Origin of the sequence: Citrobacter sp. LUTT5 (assembly GCF_009905315.1) — a bacterium.
Taxonomy (GTDB): Bacteria; Pseudomonadota; Gammaproteobacteria; order Enterobacterales; family Enterobacteriaceae; genus Citrobacter; species Citrobacter freundii.
Genome location: NZ_CP047606.1, coordinates 4,729,170 through 4,744,721, shown reverse-complemented (window position 1 = coordinate 4,744,721; position 15,552 = coordinate 4,729,170). Strand labels below are relative to the sequence as shown.

At 55.7% G+C, this 15,552-nt stretch carries 17 protein-coding genes and 1 riboswitch; of the genes, 8 read left to right on the top strand and 9 right to left on the bottom strand.

From position 1 onward, the window contains the following. The 5 genes from thiS to GUC46_RS22545 all read right to left on the bottom strand — a co-directional run bounded on the left by thiS (position 1) and on the right by GUC46_RS22545 (position 4,210). On the bottom strand, positions 1–201 hold the full coding sequence (thiS, locus tag GUC46_RS22565; protein WP_003033088.1) for a sulfur carrier protein ThiS: 201 nt from the start codon (positions 199–201) through the stop codon (positions 1–3). Next, positions 182–940, bottom strand: a complete 759-nt coding sequence (locus tag GUC46_RS22560; protein WP_057102430.1) for a HesA/MoeB/ThiF family protein — start codon at positions 938–940, stop codon at positions 182–184. Before GUC46_RS22560 ends, thiS begins: the two co-directional genes overlap by 20 nt. Then, positions 933–1,568: a thiamine phosphate synthase gene (gene thiE / locus GUC46_RS22555; RefSeq protein WP_057102431.1), complete on the bottom strand. Its 636-nt coding sequence runs from the start codon at positions 1,566–1,568 to the stop codon at positions 933–935. The genes GUC46_RS22560 and thiE overlap by 8 nt, the downstream gene beginning before the upstream one ends. Further along, positions 1,568–3,466 (bottom strand): phosphomethylpyrimidine synthase ThiC, encoded by a 1,899-nt coding sequence (gene thiC, locus GUC46_RS22550; protein WP_057102432.1) that lies wholly within the window; start codon positions 3,464–3,466, stop codon positions 1,568–1,570. The genes thiE and thiC overlap by 1 nt, the downstream gene beginning before the upstream one ends. Positions 3,467–3,547: 81 nt before the next feature. Continuing rightward, a riboswitch (TPP riboswitch) is annotated at positions 3,548–3,670 on the bottom strand. A 51-nt stretch (positions 3,671–3,721) separates the two neighbouring features. Beyond that, a complete protein-coding gene (locus GUC46_RS22545) occupies positions 3,722–4,210 on the bottom strand; it encodes an Rsd/AlgQ family anti-sigma factor (protein ID WP_003033077.1) in 489 nt (162 codons plus the stop codon). Between the two features lie 96 nt (positions 4,211–4,306). Between GUC46_RS22545 and nudC the strand changes: the two genes are divergently transcribed. The 6 genes from nudC to GUC46_RS22515 all read left to right on the top strand — a co-directional run bounded on the left by nudC (position 4,307) and on the right by GUC46_RS22515 (position 8,672). Continuing rightward, positions 4,307–5,080: an NAD(+) diphosphatase gene (gene nudC / locus GUC46_RS22540; protein WP_003033074.1), complete on the top strand. Its 774-nt coding sequence runs from the start codon at positions 4,307–4,309 to the stop codon at positions 5,078–5,080. Positions 5,081–5,130: 50 nt separating this feature from the next. Then, positions 5,131–6,195 carry a uroporphyrinogen decarboxylase gene (hemE, locus tag GUC46_RS22535; protein ID WP_160180742.1) on the top strand — a complete coding sequence of 355 codons (1,065 nt, stop codon included), beginning with the start codon at positions 5,131–5,133 and terminating at the stop codon, positions 6,193–6,195. 9 nt (positions 6,196–6,204) lie between these two features. Next, positions 6,205–6,885, top strand: a complete 681-nt coding sequence (nfi, locus tag GUC46_RS22530) for a deoxyribonuclease V (protein ID WP_003033072.1) — start codon at positions 6,205–6,207, stop codon at positions 6,883–6,885. A gap of 33 nt (positions 6,886–6,918) precedes the next feature. Further along, on the top strand, positions 6,919–7,509 hold the full coding sequence (locus tag GUC46_RS22525) for a YjaG family protein (RefSeq protein WP_003842015.1): 591 nt from the start codon (positions 6,919–6,921) through the stop codon (positions 7,507–7,509). 186 nt (positions 7,510–7,695) lie between these two features. Beyond that, a complete protein-coding gene (gene hupA, locus GUC46_RS22520) occupies positions 7,696–7,968 on the top strand; it encodes a nucleoid-associated protein HU-alpha (protein ID WP_001044509.1) in 273 nt (90 codons plus the stop codon). An 11-nt stretch (positions 7,969–7,979) separates the two neighbouring features. Beyond that, positions 7,980–8,672, top strand: coding sequence for a DUF1481 domain-containing protein (locus tag GUC46_RS22515; RefSeq protein WP_160180818.1), 693 nt, complete (start codon positions 7,980–7,982; stop codon positions 8,670–8,672). Positions 8,673–8,733: 61 nt separating this feature from the next. Here the strand turns inward: GUC46_RS22515 and zraP are convergent, their stop codons facing one another. Both zraP and GUC46_RS22505 read right to left on the bottom strand, forming a co-directional pair. After that, positions 8,734–9,177: a zinc resistance sensor/chaperone ZraP gene (zraP, locus tag GUC46_RS22510; RefSeq protein ID WP_003842009.1), complete on the bottom strand. Its 444-nt coding sequence runs from the start codon at positions 9,175–9,177 to the stop codon at positions 8,734–8,736. Between the two features lie 18 nt (positions 9,178–9,195). After that, complete coding sequence (locus GUC46_RS22505; protein ID WP_044715274.1) at positions 9,196–9,384, bottom strand: hypothetical protein; 189 nt, start codon at positions 9,382–9,384, stop codon at positions 9,196–9,198. 57 nt (positions 9,385–9,441) lie between these two features. On the opposite strand from GUC46_RS22505, the gene zraS reads away from it, so the two are divergent. After that, positions 9,442–10,827 (top strand): two-component system sensor histidine kinase ZraS, encoded by a 1,386-nt coding sequence (zraS, locus tag GUC46_RS22500; RefSeq protein ID WP_160180740.1) that lies wholly within the window; start codon positions 9,442–9,444, stop codon positions 10,825–10,827. Positions 10,828–10,832: 5 nt separating this feature from the next. Then, entirely contained in the window at positions 10,833–12,158 is a 1,326-nt protein-coding gene (gene zraR, locus GUC46_RS22495; RefSeq protein WP_032937287.1) for a sigma-54-dependent response regulator transcription factor ZraR, read from the top strand. Here zraR and purD read toward each other — a convergent pair. Both purD and purH read right to left on the bottom strand, forming a co-directional pair. Then, positions 12,155–13,444: a phosphoribosylamine--glycine ligase gene (gene purD / locus GUC46_RS22490; protein ID WP_160180738.1), complete on the bottom strand. Its 1,290-nt coding sequence runs from the start codon at positions 13,442–13,444 to the stop codon at positions 12,155–12,157. The two genes, zraR and purD, sit on opposite strands and share 4 nt — an antisense overlap. 15 nt (positions 13,445–13,459) lie before the next feature. Next, positions 13,460–15,049, bottom strand: a complete 1,590-nt coding sequence (gene purH / locus GUC46_RS22485) for a bifunctional phosphoribosylaminoimidazolecarboxamide formyltransferase/IMP cyclohydrolase (protein WP_048234177.1) — start codon at positions 15,047–15,049, stop codon at positions 13,460–13,462. Positions 15,050–15,552: the final 503 nt, after the last annotated feature.

The following is a 15,552-nucleotide window of genomic DNA, read 5'->3' as shown; positions in this document are numbered from 1 at the left end:
TCAACCCCCTGCAATAACCTGAAAAAGCAGGATCTGGTCGCCTTCCTGCACGATTTGCTGCTGCCACTGCTCGCGCGGCAGGATCTGCTGATTGAGCGCCAGCGCCGCGCCCGGTTTAAGCTGATTAAGCTCGGTGAGCAGCCCGCTGACGGTTTGTCCCTCGGCGCACTGCATCGGCTCATCATTGAACTGAATCTGCATGTTGCCCTCCACATACCGGGCAGCCATTGGCCCGACGCAGCGCAAGGCTGCGCCACTGGCTGGTTTTACCGTCAAACAGGCGTAACTCGCCGCTGGGCGTCGCAATGCCGCTAAGCAGTTTGATGGCTTCCAGCGCCTGCAAGGTGCCCATCACGCCGACAACCGGGCCGACGATACCGGCGGTACGGCAGTTGCGTTCAGGCTCTACATCATCCGGCCACAGGCAGCGGTAACAACCTTGCTCCCACGGTGGCGTGAGCACCATCAACTGGCCGCCGAAACCGACGGCGCTGGCGGTGATGAGCGGGGTGTTGAGCGACACGCAGGCGGCGTTAATTTCCTGACGCGTGGCCATGTTGTCGGTACAGTCGAGCACCACGTCGGCCCGCGCTACCGCATGCCGGAGCGCATCGCCTTTCAGTCGCTGCTGGAGCGATACCAGTTCGATATCCGGGTTGAGCCGCGTCAGGCGCTGCTGGGCAATCTGCGATTTTGAACGCGCGATATCATCAGTGGTAAACAGGATCTGGCGCTGCAGATTGCTCAAATGAATGTCGTCATCGTCTACCAGCGTCAGTTTGCCGATACCTGCTCCCGCCAGATACAGCGCGGCAGGCGAGCCTAATCCGCCCAGACCGACAATCAGCACATGGCTGTCGAGCAGTTTTTGTTGGCCCTCAATCGCGATATCGCCGAGCAGGATCTGCCGGCTGTAACGCATAAAGTCGCGGTCATTCATCGCCGACTCCCGCTATGTCGAGCAGCTGCGCTGTGGCTGCCTGCCAGTCGGCCGCCTGGGTAATGGCGCTGACCACGGCAATGCTGCCGACGCCGGTTGCCAGCACCGCGGGCGCACGTTCCAGGTTGATGCCGCCAATGGCGACGGTCGGGTAATCGGCCAGTCGTTCAATATGACTTGCCAGCTGCGTCAGCCCCTGCGGGGCGGAAGGCATCTGCTTGGTTTGCGTGGGGAAGACGTGGCCGAGTGCGATATAAGAAGGCTTAGCCGCCAGCGCGACGTCGATCTCCATATCATCGTGAGTGGAGACACCCAGGCGCAGCCCCGCCGCCTGAATCGCCTTCAGATCGGTGGTTTCAAGATCTTCCTGGCCCAGATGCACGCCGTAAGCGTTGTGCTTAATCGCCAGCCGCCAGTAGTCGTTGATAAACAGGCGGGCGTTATAGCGACGCCCCAATTCAATGGCGGTCATGACGTCGGCTTCGACCTCTTCATCACGCTTATCTTTAATGCGCAGTTGGATCGTGCGTACGCCCGCCTGCAGCAGGCGTTCAATCCATTGCACGCTGTCCACCACCGGATAAAGCCCGAGGCGGAACGGCACGGTCGGGAAATCAGGCTGGTACATTATGCCTCCTCTTTTTTGAGGTAGATTTCACCGCCTTTGGCGCGGAAGTTCTCCGACATATCTGCCATTCCCACTTCAATAGTCTGCGCGGCGGCGTAGTTGCGTACTTCCTGGCTGATTTTCATCGAGCAGAACTTCGGCCCGCACATGGAGCAGAAATGGGCGACCTTGCCGGACTCCTGCGGCAGGGTTTCATCGTGATAGGCGCGGGCAGTGAACGGGTCGAGCGCGAGGTTAAACTGGTCTTCCCAGCGGAATTCGAAGCGCGCTTTCGACATCGCGTTGTCGCGGATCTGCGCACCCGGGTGCCCCTTCGCCAGGTCGGCGGCGTGAGCGGCAATCTTGTAGGTAATCAGCCCTTGCTTCACGTCTTCTTTGTTCGGCAGGCCGAGGTGCTCTTTTGGCGTCACGTAGCACAGCATCGCGCAGCCAAACCAGCCGATCATTGCCGCGCCAATGCCGGAGGTGAAGTGGTCATAGCCCGGCGCGATATCTGTTGTCAACGGCCCTAAGGTGTAGAACGGCGCTTCGTGGCAGCTTTCCAGCTCTTCGGTCATGTTGCGTTGGATCATATGCATCGGCACATGTCCTGGGCCTTCAATCATCACCTGCACGTCGTATTCCCAGGCGATTTTGGTCAGCTCGCCCAGCGTATGCAGTTCGGAGAACTGCGCTTCGTCGTTGGCATCCTGAATCGAACCCGGGCGCAGGCCATCACCGAGAGAGAGCGAGACGTCGTAGGCGGCGCAGATTTCACAAATTTCGCGGAAATGTTCAAACAGGAAGTTTTCTTTGTGATGAGAAAGGCACCATTTCGCCATGATCGAACCGCCGCGCGAGACAATTCCGGTCAGGCGTTTAGCGGTCATCGGCACGTAGCGCAGCAGTACGCCGGCATGGATGGTGAAGTAGTCCACGCCCTGTTCGGCCTGTTCCAGCAACGTATCGCGGAACGCTTCCCAGGTGAGATCTTCGGCGATCCCATTGACCTTCTCCAGCGCCTGGTAGATCGGTACGGTGCCGATCGGCACCGGGCTGTTACGCAGGATCCACTCGCGGGTTTCGTGAATATAGCGACCGGTGGAGAGGTCCATCACCGTATCTGCGCCCCAGCGGGTCGACCACACCAGTTTTTCGACCTCTTCTTCGATAGAGGAAGTGACCGCCGAGTTACCGATGTTGGCATTCACCTTCACCAGGAAGTTGCGGCCGATGATCATCGGCTCGGATTCCGGGTGGTTGATGTTGGCTGGAATAATCGCCCGGCCCGCAGCGACTTCATCACGCACGAATTCCGGGGTGATATTTTCCGGCAGACGAGCGCCAAAGTTCATCCCCGGATGCTGGTGGCGCAGTACTTCACTACGAATACGCTCGCGGCCCATGTTTTCACGGATGGCGATAAACTCCATCTCCGGCGTGACGATCCCCTGACGGGCGTAGTGCAACTGGGTCACGCGCTTTCCGGCTTTGGCGCGCTTTGGCGTCAGCAGGCCGCTGAAACGCAGCTCGTCCAGGCCATCGTCGGCCAGGCGCTCTTTGGTGTAAGCGGAGCTGCGGTCGTCTAATTCTTCGCTGTCGTTACGCGCCGCAATCCACGGCTGGCGCAGTTTCGCCAGGCCCTGCTGGACGTTAATCGCCACGTCAGGATCTCCATACGGCCCGGAGGTGTCGTACACCGGCACGGCTTCGTTGTCTTCAAATTGCGGGTTGTCTTTGCTGCCGCCAATCAGCGTCGGGCTAAGCTGGATTTCGCGCATCGGAATGCGGATATCCGGCTGCGAACCGGTAATATAAATGCGTTTTGAGTTAGGGAAGGCGGTCCCTTCCAGGGTATCGATAAAGTGTTGGGCTTGCGCGCGCTGTTCGCGGCGTGATGGTTTAGTAGTGGCAGACATAGCTCATTCCAAAAAAGTAAGGACGTGGCTTGTCAGACGACGGATGAAGCAAGAGAGGCGATCGCCCAGGGGCGATACGGTTGTAGATTGACTCTTGTTCCCTTCGCAGGTCTTAACCTGATCAGGTTCCGCGGATCCCGAATTAACGGTCTCAGCCTTTTCCACTCATGCTGTTGTGGAAAATAAGCACTCCGACAAGAAGTAACCTCTATCTTAGAGGTAATGAATGTAAACTACGCGTTAATGCGACAAATCTCAAGCAGGACGTTTGAGAGTGCCACTCTCGTGCATCGCATCAAATACCAGCATGATCAGCTTATCTTCGAGCACGAACCGGGCTTCCAGCGCCTCGCCGAGATCCGATAAAACCTTTTGAAACTCAAGGAAGTTATCATGATCAATCGCAGTTTCCAGGCTGGAGTCATAGTAGTCCATGATCAGCTGCGTATTGGCTTCCAGCAGCGGCCAAATTTTTGTGGCTTTTAAAAGCTGCCCGTTCCCTTCCAATTTATGGAGAATACGTTCATAAATACTGAAGTGTCCGGTGGAGAGGTAATCGACCAGGCTCTGACAAAAATCATCCAGCGCCTTTTCATTGAGTCGCATGTACGATTCTTTGCCAGGCTTAATGCCAACCAGATTGTAGTAAGCCACGAGCAGGTGCTTACGTACATGTAGCCAGCGATCAACCAGTTTATTACTTCCTCCGACGTGCTCCGTCAGGCTTTCCAGCTGGTTTAGCATGATTGACTCCGCAAGATGGTGTTTAGGAACTGCTCACCCGTAAATGTAAAAATAATGTAAACAACATGCCTGTGAAGCAAAGGTTGCGCAAGAGATATGGATCGTATAATTGAAAAATTAGATAGCGGCTGGTGGATTGTCAGTCATGAGCAAAAGTTATGGTTACCTCATGGCGAGCTACCTTATGGCGACGCAGCCCGTTTTGATCTGATTGGTCAGCGCGCGCTGCCAATAGGCGAGTGGGAAGGGGAAACTGTCTGGCTGGTGCAGCAGCAGCGTCGACACGATATGGGGTCGGTGCGCCAGGTCATTGACCAGGACGTTGGCCTGTTTCAACTGGCCGGACGAGGCGTACAGCTGGCGGAGTTTTACCGCTCGCATAAATTCTGCGGTTACTGCGGCCATCCCATGCACCCGAGTAAAACGGAGTGGGCGATGCTCTGTAGTCACTGCCGCGAACGTTATTACCCGCAAATTGCTCCCTGCATAATCGTCGCTATTCGCCGAGATGATTCCATCCTGCTCGCCCAACATGTTCGCCATCGCAACGGCGTGCATACCGTGCTGGCAGGTTTTGTCGAAGTGGGCGAAACCCTCGAGCAGGCGGTGGCGCGTGAAGTAATGGAGGAGAGCGGCATTAAGGTGAAAAACCTGCGCTATGTCACTTCTCAGCCGTGGCCGTTCCCACAGTCTTTGATGACCGCATTTATGGCGGAGTATGATAGCGGCGAAATCGTCATCGACCCGAAAGAGCTGCTGGAAGCGAACTGGTATCGCTATGACGATTTACCGCTCTTGCCCCCGCCGGGTACTGTCGCGCGTCGATTGATTGAAGATACTGTGGCAATGTGTCGGGCTGAGTACGAGTAAAGAGCGAGTGGTGATACACTGATGGACTGACGCAATAAGGAACTGCAAAAATGACCGAACTGAAGAACGATCGTTATCTGCGTGCGCTGCTGCGCCAGCCCGTTGATGTCACTCCGGTATGGATGATGCGCCAGGCAGGCCGTTATCTACCGGAATACAAAGCTACCCGTGCCGAAGCGGGCGATTTTATGGCGCTGTGCAAAAATGCCGAGCTGGCCTGCGAAGTTACGCTGCAGCCGCTGCGTCGCTATAAACTTGATGCCGCGATCCTCTTCTCCGATATCCTGACGATCCCGGATGCGATGGGACTCGGGCTGTATTTTGAAGCAGGAGAAGGTCCACGCTTCACCTCCCCGATTACCAGCAAGGCTGACGTCGACAAACTGCCGATCCCGGACCCGGAAGATGGGCTTGGATACGTGATGAACGCGGTGCGCACTATCCGCCGTGAACTGAAAGGCGAAGTGCCGCTGATCGGCTTCTCCGGTAGCCCGTGGACGCTGACGACCTACATGGTTGAAGGCGGCAGCAGCAAAGCCTTCACCGTGATTAAAAAGATGATGTATGCCGACTCTAAAGCGCTGCATCTGCTGCTTGATAAGCTGGCGAAGAGCGTCACGCTGTATCTGAACGCGCAGATTAAAGCTGGCGCGCAGTCGGTGATGATTTTCGATACCTGGGGTGGCGTGCTGACCGGTCGCGACTATCAGCAGTTCTCCCTGTACTACATGCACAAAATCGTCGATGGCCTGCTACGCGAGAACGAAGGTCGTCGCGTACCTGTGACCCTGTTTACCAAAGGCGGTGGTCAGTGGCTGGAAGCGATGGCGGAAACCGGTTGTGATGCGTTAGGTCTCGACTGGACCACTGACATTGCCGATGCGCGTCGTCGTGTAGGTCATAAAGTGGCGCTACAGGGCAATATGGATCCGTCCATGCTGTATGCACCGCCAGCCCGCATCGAAGAAGAGGTGGCGACAATTCTGGCCGGATTCGGTCAGGGCGAAGGGCATGTCTTTAACCTGGGTCACGGCATTCATCAGGACGTCCCGCCAGAACATGCGGGTGTCTTTGTGGAGGCGGTACATCGGTTGTCCGAACAGTACCACCGCTAAGGAGTCATTATGGATCTCGCGTCATTACGCGCGCAGCAGCTTGAACTGGCCTCTTCATTGATCCGCGAGGATCGTCTGAAGAACGATCCGCCGGATCTGATCGGCGGGGCGGACGTTGGGTTTGAGCAGGGTGGCGAAGTGACGCGAGCCGCGATGGTCTTACTGAAGTATCCCACGCTTGAACTGGTTGAATACAAGGTGGCGCGTATCGCCACTACCATGCCTTACATTCCCGGTTTTCTCTCCTTTCGTGAAACCCCCGCGCTGATGGCCGCCTGGCAACTGCTCTCGCACAAGCCAGATCTGCTGTTCGTTGACGGGCACGGCATTTCGCACCCGCGCCGTCTGGGCGTGGCCAGCCATTTTGGCCTGCTGGTGGACGTCCCAACGATCGGTGTGGCGAAAAAACGGCTGTGTGGCAAGTTTGAACCGCTCGCTGCTGAACCCGGTGCGCTAGTGCCATTGCTGGATAAAGGCGAACAGCTGGCATGGGTCTGGCGCAGCAAAGCGCGCTGTAACCCGTTGTTTATCTCTACGGGCCACCGCGTGAGTATGGACAGCGCACTGGCGTGGGTACAACGCTGTATGAACGGCTATCGTCTGCCGGAACCAACGCGCTGGGCAGATGCGGTGGCATCCGAACGCCCGGCTTTTACGCGGCTTGCAGCAAAAGCGCCCCATATCGGGTAAACTGCGGCTAATTTCCGTATTTGAGAACTCATCATGTTACAAAATCCGATTCACCTGCGTCTGGAGAAGCTGGAAAGCTGGCAGCACGTCACATTTATGGCCTGTCTGTGCGAACGCATGTACCCGAATTACGCCATGTTCTGCAAGCAAACTGAATTTGGCGATGGACAGATTTACCGCCGAATTCTGGATCTGATTTGGGAAGCGCTGACGGTTAAAGACGCGAAAATCAATTTCGACAGCCAGTTGGAAAAGTTTGAAGAGGCCATTCCTTCTGCAGACGATTACGATCTGTACGGCGTTTATCCGGCGATTGATGCCTGTGTGGCATTAAGCGAACTGATGCATTCACGTCTTAGCGGTGAAACGCTGGAGCATGCAATTGAAGTTAGTAAAGCTTCGATTACGACGGTAGCGATGCTGGAAATGACCCAGGCTGGTCGCGAAATGACCGATGAGGAGCTCAAAGAGAACCCTGCCGTTGAGCAAGAATGGGATATTCAGTGGGAAATTTTCCGACTTTTAGCCGACTGTGAAGAACGCGATATTGAGCTGATAAAAGGGCTGCGTGCAGACCTGCGCGAGGCTGGCGAGAGCAATATTGGTATAAATTTTCAGCAATGACACCACAAAACGTGATTTAACGCCTGATTTGTCGTGCCTGAAGGCTTCCCATCCGCCCCCGGTCTGGTCTACATTTGGGGGGCGAAAAAAAGTGGCTATCGGTGCGTGTATGCAGGAGAGTGCTTTTCTGGCATTTCCGTCGCACTCGATGCTTAGCAAGCGATAAACACATTGTAAGGATAACTTATGAACAAGACTCAACTGATTGATGTAATTGCAGACAAAGCAGAACTGTCTAAAACACAGGCTAAAGCTGCTCTGGAATCCACTCTGGCTGCTATTACTGAGTCTCTGAAAGAAGGCGATGCTGTACAACTGGTTGGTTTCGGTACCTTCAAAGTGAACCACCGTGCTGAGCGCACTGGCCGCAACCCGCAGACCGGTAAAGAAATCAAAATTGCCGCAGCTAACGTACCGGCATTTGTTTCTGGTAAAGCACTGAAAGACGCGGTTAAGTAATTCGCGTGGCAGTGAACAGTTTTAACGAAGGGGCGGTTTCGCCCCTTTTGTCCATCTGGCGTCATACGCTTTGGCTTTCAGGTGTTCTGTTACTGTCTGCCTGCGGTAGCCATTCTGAGCTTCCTCCGTTCACGGCCAGCGGCTATGTTGGCGATCAGGGGGCGGTACGCATTTGGCGTAAAGACTCCGGTGACGATGTTCACTTGCTCTCGGTATTTAGTCCGTGGCGAAAAGGCGAAACCACTACCAGTGAATACCGCTGGCAGGGTGATTCGCTCTCTCTCATAGAACTCAACGTTTTCAGTAAACCGGCTGAACATGTCCGTATACGCTTTGATGACCGGGGCGATCTGAGCTTCATGCAGCGTGAAGTCGACGGGCAAAAGCAGCAGCTTTCCAGCGATCAAATCGCGCTTTACCGCTATCGCGCCGATCAAATTCGCCAGACCAGCGATGCGCTGCGTCAGGGACGGGTGATATTGCGTCAGGGACGTTGGCATGCGGATAACACGGTCACAACCTGTGAAGGTGAAACGCTGAAGCCAGACCTGGAGTCGTGGGCGATAAACCATATCGAGCGCCGCCAGAAACATTCATCCGTAGAGGTGAGTGTGGCATGGCTGGAAGCGCCCGAAGGGTCGCAGCTACTGCTAGTCGCCAATGAAGATTTTTGTCACTGGCAGCCTACAGCCAAAACTTTCTGAAAACCTGAAGACAGGTAGTCAGCAGGCCTGATCCGTATGGCGTCATCAGGCATTAAGTCTTTTACCAGTGACCCATTCCCATATGGCCGCCGCCGCGATGGTTACCGCCACCGCCGCATCCGCCGTAGCCCATTCCCGCGCCACGTGGCACGCCAGCCTGCGCCATTGCGACATCGCGTTTAACACGCTGCTCGTCCAGAGACTGGTTCAACGCTTCCATCTCTTTTGCAACGGCATTAATTTTTGCCGTGTCCGGCGAGCTGGCCGTTAATAGTGCATTGTACTCATAACGTTTGGATGTCAGCTGTTGGCGCAACGCGCTGGTCTGGGAGTAGTAATCATCATAGATTTTCTGTGCGGCAGCCTGCTGCTCAGCGGTCATTGGGGTACTGCCCCGTTGCTGCATTCCATCACCATATCCCCAGTGATTCTGCGCCAGTACCGGGGTGGAGCCCAGTGCGATAAGAGAAAGTGCAATCAGTGCCAGTTTGTTGTTCCGTTTCATCGTTCGTTCTCCTGTTGGTTAGCTTACATTCTCTTTTGCATCTTCCGTGCCAAAGCGGCAATCCCAGTCCTGCGGGCGTTGTACCCGCCGTCTTTGCAGGGAAACGAGTAAAAATGACTCGCCAGAACGCGCCTGCGAGTCATTTTTACCCGGTACTTTCAGCTGTTTGTGTCTGAGGGCAGGGTTATCAGGGGGAAAAAATGGCATGATTTCTGCTGTATACCTGCAACGATGAAAGGAACAAGTGGGGTGAAGGGAGAGCGTATGCGTCTTTATAAGGATACGGTGGCAAAGTGGTTGAGCCGACTCTTGCTGGCGGCAATCCTGATTTTGGTCGGTTGGTTTTCGATTATGACTATTCGGGACTATGGGCGGGAAAGTGGCGCCGCGCGGCAAACGCTACTGGAAAAAGGCAGCGTGCTCATTCGCGCTCTGGAGTCTGGTACGCGTGTAGGCATGGGGATGCGCATGCATCATGCCCAGCAGCAGACGCTCCTGGAGGAAATGGCCGTACAACCAGGCGTGCTATGGTTTGCCGTCGTCGATGAGCATGGTGTCATTATTACTCACAGCAATTCCGCGATGGTCGGGAAAACGCTCTATTCACCGGATGTCCTGCGACAGCTTAGTCCCGGGGAGCAAGAAAGCTGGCGGAATATTGAAATTCCAGCGAGGGATGGTGAAAAAACGCCGGCCCTGGAAATTTATCGCCAGTTTCAGCCGATGTATGGTCCAGGACGCCACGGCATGGCGCGCTGTGCCAGCAATGACGGGCAGCTTATCACCCCAGCGCAAACCATATTTATCGCCTTTGATGCCAGCGATCTCACCGCGACTCAGGCAAGAGAGTGGCGTAACACACTGATAGTCCTCTGTGCGCTGGCGGCTGTGTTGCTGGCCACCGTACTGACGTTCTTCTGGTATCAGCGCTATCAGCGCTCGTACAAAGAACTTCAGGATGCGATGAAGCGTAAAGAAAAACTGTTAGCGCTCGGGCATCTTGCGGCTGGAGTGGCGCATGAAATTCGTAATCCGCTTTCATCGATCAAAGGTCTGGCGAAGTATTTTGCCGAGCGAACCCCGGCAGGAGGCGAGTCGCATGAGCTGGCACAGGTGATGGCGAAAGAGGCGGATCGTTTAAATCGGGTGGTGAGCGAGCTGCTGGAGCTGGTGAAGCCTGCACATCTGACGCTGCAACAGGTGGATCTCAATGAGGTTATCACCCACTCATTACACCTGGTGAGTCAGGATGCGGCAAGCAGGGAAATCCAGCTCCGCTTTTCGGCCAATTCTACGCTGCCCGCTATCCAGGCCGATCCTGACCGACTGACTCAGGTTTTGTTGAATCTGTATCTGAACGCCATTCATGCGATTGGTCGTCAGGGCACGATCACGGTTGAAGCGAATGAAAGCAGCGGCGATCGCGTTAAAATTATGGTTACCGATAGCGGGAAGGGAATTGCAGCGGAACAGCTGGAGGCCATTTTTACGCCTTACTTTACAACCAAAGCTGACGGAACCGGCCTCGGGCTGGCGGTAGTGCAGAACATTATCGAACAGCATGGTGGCACCATTCAGGTGGCAAGCGTTGAGGGCAAAGGTGCGACCTTTACTCTTTGGCTGCCGACCAAAGCGAAACAACAGGATTAACAAGGATGACGCGCGGAAAAATCAATATTCTGGTAGTAGATGACGATATCAGCCACTGCACCATTTTACAGGCGCTGCTGCGCGGCTGGGGTTATGAGGTCGCGCTGGCCTATAGCGGGCGAGCTGCGCTGGAACAGGTGCGCGAACGCGTATTTGATTTAGTGCTGTGTGATGTACGCATGGCGGAGATGGACGGCATCGCAACGCTGAAAGAGATTAAAGCGCTGAATCCGGCAATTCCGGTCTTGATCATGACGGCGTTCTCCAGCGTAGAGACCGCCGTTGAGGCGCTTAAAACCGGGGCGCTGGACTACTTAATCAAGCCGCTGGATTTTGACCGTCTGCAGGAGACGCTGGAAAAGGCGCTGGCGCATACGCGGGAAATGGGCGCTGAACTGCCATCGGCGTCGGCTGCGCAGTTTGGCATGATTGGCAGCAGTCCGGCGATGCAGAAGTTGCTCAATGAAATCGCGATGGTTGCGCCCTCAGATGCGACAGTGCTCATTCACGGAGACTCCGGCACGGGGAAAGAGTTGGTGGCCCGGGCGCTGCATGCCAGCAGCGCCCGTCGCGATAAGCCCCTGGTGACGCTCAACTGCGCGGCGCTTAATGAATCGCTGCTGGAGTCCGAGCTGTTTGGTCACGAGAAAGGGGCGTTTACCGGGGCGGATAAACGCCGGGAAGGGCGCTTTGTGGAAGCCGATGGTGGCACGTTATTTCTTGATGAAATTGGCGATATCTCACCGCTGATGCAGGTGCGTTTGCTGCGGGCTATCCAGGAGCGAGAAGTGCAGCGAGTTGGTAGCAATCAGACCATTGCGGTTGATGTCCGGCTGATAGCCGCTACGCATCGCGATCTAGCAGAGGAAGTCAGCGCCGGGCGCTTTCGTCAGGATCTCTACTATCGTCTGAACGTCGTCACCATTGAAATGCCAGCGCTGTGCCAGCGCCGGGAAGATATTCCGCTGTTAGCCGAACATTTTCTCCAGCGTTTTGCCGCGCGTAACCGTAAAGCGGTGAAAGGCTTTACTCCGCAGGCGATGGATCTGCTGATCCACTACGACTGGCCGGGCAATATTCGTGAGCTGGAAAATGCGATTGAGCGCTCGGTGGTGCTGCTGACGGGGGAATATATTTCCGAACGTGAACTGCCGATGGCGATTGCCGCGACGCCGATAAAAACGGAATTCAGTGGCGAGATCCAACCGCTGGTGGATGTCGAAAAGGAGGTGATTCTGGCGGCGCTTGAAAAAACGGGCGGCAATAAAACGGAAGCCGCCCGTCAGTTAGGCATTACGCGTAAAACGCTGCTGGCGAAAATTTCGCGTTAGCGTTGCTCGCGTTCAATGGCACGCCAGCCGATGTCGTTACGGCTGAAGCTGCCATCCCAGCGGATGTCGGTCATCAGGGCGTAAGCGCGTTTCTGCGCTTCAGCCACGGTGTTGCCCAGCGCGGTGGCGCACAGCACGCGACCACCGTTGGTCAGCACGCGATCGTCTGCAGACAGTTTGGTGCCCGCGTGGAACACTTTACCGTCAGCGACGTCTTCCAGCGGCAGACCGTGGATCTCATCGCCGGTATTGTAATTACCCGGATAACCTCCGGCGGCAATGACCACACCCAGCGAGGCGCGTTCGTCCCACTCGGAGGTTTTCTTATCCAACTTGCCGTCACAGGCGGCGAGGCACAGCTCCACCAGATCGGACTTCATGCGCAGCATGATCGGCTGGGTTTCCGGATCGCCGAAGCGGCAGTTGAACTCGATAACCTTTGGGTTGCCCTGCTTGTCGATCATCAGACCCGCGTACAGGAAACCGGTATAGGTGTTACCTTCCGCCGCCATGCCTTTTACGGTTGGCCAGATGATGCGTTCCATGGTGCGCTGGTGGACTTCGTCAGTCACTACCGGAGCAGGGGAGTAGGCACCCATCCCGCCGGTGTTCGGGCCGGTGTCGCCATTGCCCACGCGCTTGTGGTCCTGGCTGGTGGCCATCGGCAGCACGTGCTCACCGTCGACCATGACAATAAAGCTCGCTTCTTCACCGTCGAGGAACTCTTCAATCACGATGCGGTGGCCCGCGTCGCCAAACGCGTTGCCGGCCAGCATGTCATGAACCGCGGCTTCGGCTTCCTCCAGCGTCATCGCCACGATAACGCCTTTCCCGGCAGCCAGGCCATCGGCTTTGATAACGATCGGCGCGCCTTTCTCGCGCAGGTAAGCCAGCGCAGGTTCGATTTCGGTGAAGTTCTGGTACTCCGCCGTTGGGATCTGGTGGCGCGCGAGGAAATCTTTGGTGAAGGCTTTGGAGCCTTCCAGCTGCGCGGCGCCTTCGGTTGGCCCGAAGATTTTCATACCGGCGGCGCGGAAGGCATCAACCACGCCAATCACCAGCGGCGCTTCCGGGCCAACGATGGTCAGATCGATCTTCTCGTTCTGGGCAAAGGCCAGCAGCGCCGGGATATCGGTTACGCCGATGGCCACGTTTTGCAGCGTGGGTTCCAGCGCGGTGCCCGCATTGCCCGGGGCGACAAATACCGTTTCGACTTTTGGCGACTGCGCCGCTTTCCACGCCAGGGCGTGCTCGCGCCCGCCGTTGCCAATCACTAATACTTTCATCGTCTGCTCCGTAGATTAATGGCGGAAGTGGCGCATGTCGGTAAATACCATCGCAATGCCGTGTTCATTGGCGGCGGCAATCACTTCGTCATCGCGAATAGAACCACCCGGCTGGATCACGCAGGTCACACCGGCGGCAGCAGCGGCATCAATCCCGTCGCGGAACGGGAAGAAAGCGTCAGAAGCCATTGCAGAACCTTTCACTTCCAGGCCTTCGTCGGCCGCTTTGATCCCGGCGATTTTCGCGGAGTACACGCGGCTCATCTGGCCTGCGCCTATGCCAATAGTCATGTTCTCTTTGGCATAAACAATGGCGTTGGATTTCACGAACTTCGCCACTTTCCAGCAGAACAGCGCATCGCGCAGCTCTTGCTCGGTTGGCTGACGTTTGGACACCACGCGCAGCTCACCTTCGGTCACCATACCCAGGTCACGGTCCTGAACCAGCAGACCGCCGTTAACGCGCTTGAAGTCCAGGCCCGGAACGCGCTGCGCCCATTGGCCGCAGACCAGCACCCGGACGTTCTGCTTGGCAGCGGTAATTTTCAGTGCTTCTTCGGTGGCGGATGGGGCGATGATCACTTCCACGAACTGGCGGGAGATGATCGCCTGCGCGGTTTCAGCATCCAGCTCGCGGTTAAAGGCGATGATGCCGCCGAACGCGGAGGTCGGGTCGGTTTTATAGGCGCGGTCGTAAGCGTCAAGAATAGAGGTACTTACTGCTACACCACACGGGTTCGCGTGTTTGACGATCACACAGGCTGGCTCGTTGAATTCTTTTACGCACTCCAGCGCCGCATCGGTATCGGCGATGTTGTTATAGGAAAGTGCTTTGCCCTGTACCTGCTGCGCGGTGGCAACGGAGGCTTCTTTAACATTCTCTTCTATATAGAAGGCAGCCTGCTGGTGGCTGTTCTCGCCATAGCGCATATCCTGCTTCTTAATGAAGTTCAGGTTCAGCGTACGTGGGAAGCGACCGGCGGCTTCTTTGCTTTCACCGTGGTAGGCCGGAACCATGCTGCCGAAGTAGTTGGCGATCATGCTGTCGTAAGCGGCAGTGTGTTCGAAGGCTTTAATCGCGAGATCGAAACGGGTGTCGAGGGTCAGAGAACCGTCGTTGGCATCCATCTCTTTAATAATGGCGTCGTAGTCGCTGCTCTTCACAACGATAGCTACATCTTTATGGTTCTTGGCAGCGGAGCGCACCATGGTCGGGCCGCCAATATCAATGTTCTCTACCGCATCTTCCAGAGAACAGCCTTCGCGGGCGACGGTCTGGGCGAATGGATACAGGTTAACAACCACCATATCGATAGGAGCAATGTGGTGTTGTTCCATAATGGCATCATCCTGGCCGCGACGACCGAGGATGCCGCCGTGGACCTTCGGATGCAGGGTCTTCACGCGTCCATCCATCATTTCCGGGAAGCCGGTGTAATCGGAAACTTCGGTCACTGGCAGACCTTTCTCCGCTAACAGGCGCGCAGTGCCACCTGTAGACAGCAGCTCCACACCACGTGCGGAAAGTGCCTGAGCGAATTCGATGATACCGGCCTTGTCAGAAACACTGAGCAGAGCGCGGCGGACTGGACGACGTTGTTGCATGGTAAATCCCCTGGATTTGACTATTACAGAGAGCGTTAGGTGAATTCTTGGCTAAAAACTCAGCTAACGCCCCTTACGGGGCATCCTTGTTGTGCGGGGACATTGTAACGAAAACGTTTGCGCAGCGCTCGCGAATTTTTAATTTTCGATTTTGACCTCTTCTTTTTCTGTTGAAAGAGGCTGATATAACGAGAGGATCGTAGAAACGATCGTGTGGTTTGTGGATAACTCTGTGCGTAAATAGGTATAAGGCGGGGTTTTGCTGTGGAATGCAGCAGTCAGTCATTTTTCTGCAATTTAAGAGTTGCGGGCCACAGGAAACTCCCTATAATGCGCCTCCATCGACACGGCGGATGTGAATCACTTCACACAAACAGCCGGTTCGGTTGAAGAGAAAAACCTGAAAATGAGGGTTGACTCTGAAAGAGGAAAGCGTAATATACGCCACCTCGCGACAGAGCGCTAAAGCGCGTCGCAACTGCTCTTTAACAATTTATCAGACA

Excerpts from the sequence above, each read along its gene's own strand:
- hemE (WP_160180742.1), top strand. The coding sequence starts at position 5,131 with ATGACCGAACTGAAGAACGATCGTTATCTGCGTGCGCTGCTGCGCCAG.
- thiS (WP_003033088.1), bottom strand. The coding sequence starts at position 201 with ATGCAGATTCAGTTCAATGATGAGCCGATGCAGTGCGCCGAGGGACAA.
- zraS (WP_160180740.1), top strand. The coding sequence starts at position 9,442 with ATGCGTCTTTATAAGGATACGGTGGCAAAGTGGTTGAGCCGACTCTTG.
- zraR (WP_032937287.1), top strand. The coding sequence starts at position 10,833 with ATGACGCGCGGAAAAATCAATATTCTGGTAGTAGATGACGATATCAGC.
- nudC (WP_003033074.1), top strand. The coding sequence starts at position 4,307 with ATGGATCGTATAATTGAAAAATTAGATAGCGGCTGGTGGATTGTCAGT.
- GUC46_RS22560 (WP_057102430.1), bottom strand. The coding sequence starts at position 940 with ATGAATGACCGCGACTTTATGCGTTACAGCCGGCAGATCCTGCTCGGC.
- GUC46_RS22525 (WP_003842015.1), top strand. The coding sequence starts at position 6,919 with ATGTTACAAAATCCGATTCACCTGCGTCTGGAGAAGCTGGAAAGCTGG.
- GUC46_RS22545 (WP_003033077.1), bottom strand. The coding sequence starts at position 4,210 with ATGCTAAACCAGCTGGAAAGCCTGACGGAGCACGTCGGAGGAAGTAAT.
- thiC (WP_057102432.1), bottom strand. The coding sequence starts at position 3,466 with ATGTCTGCCACTACTAAACCATCACGCCGCGAACAGCGCGCGCAAGCC.
- purH (WP_048234177.1), bottom strand. The coding sequence starts at position 15,049 with ATGCAACAACGTCGTCCAGTCCGCCGCGCTCTGCTCAGTGTTTCTGAC.
- thiE (WP_057102431.1), bottom strand. The coding sequence starts at position 1,568 with ATGTACCAGCCTGATTTCCCGACCGTGCCGTTCCGCCTCGGGCTTTAT.
- purD (WP_160180738.1), bottom strand. The coding sequence starts at position 13,444 with ATGAAAGTATTAGTGATTGGCAACGGCGGGCGCGAGCACGCCCTGGCG.
- GUC46_RS22505 (WP_044715274.1), bottom strand. The coding sequence starts at position 9,384 with ATGCCATTTTTTCCCCCTGATAACCCTGCCCTCAGACACAAACAGCTG.
- nfi (WP_003033072.1), top strand. The coding sequence starts at position 6,205 with ATGGATCTCGCGTCATTACGCGCGCAGCAGCTTGAACTGGCCTCTTCA.
- zraP (WP_003842009.1), bottom strand. The coding sequence starts at position 9,177 with ATGAAACGGAACAACAAACTGGCACTGATTGCACTTTCTCTTATCGCA.
- hupA (WP_001044509.1), top strand. The coding sequence starts at position 7,696 with ATGAACAAGACTCAACTGATTGATGTAATTGCAGACAAAGCAGAACTG.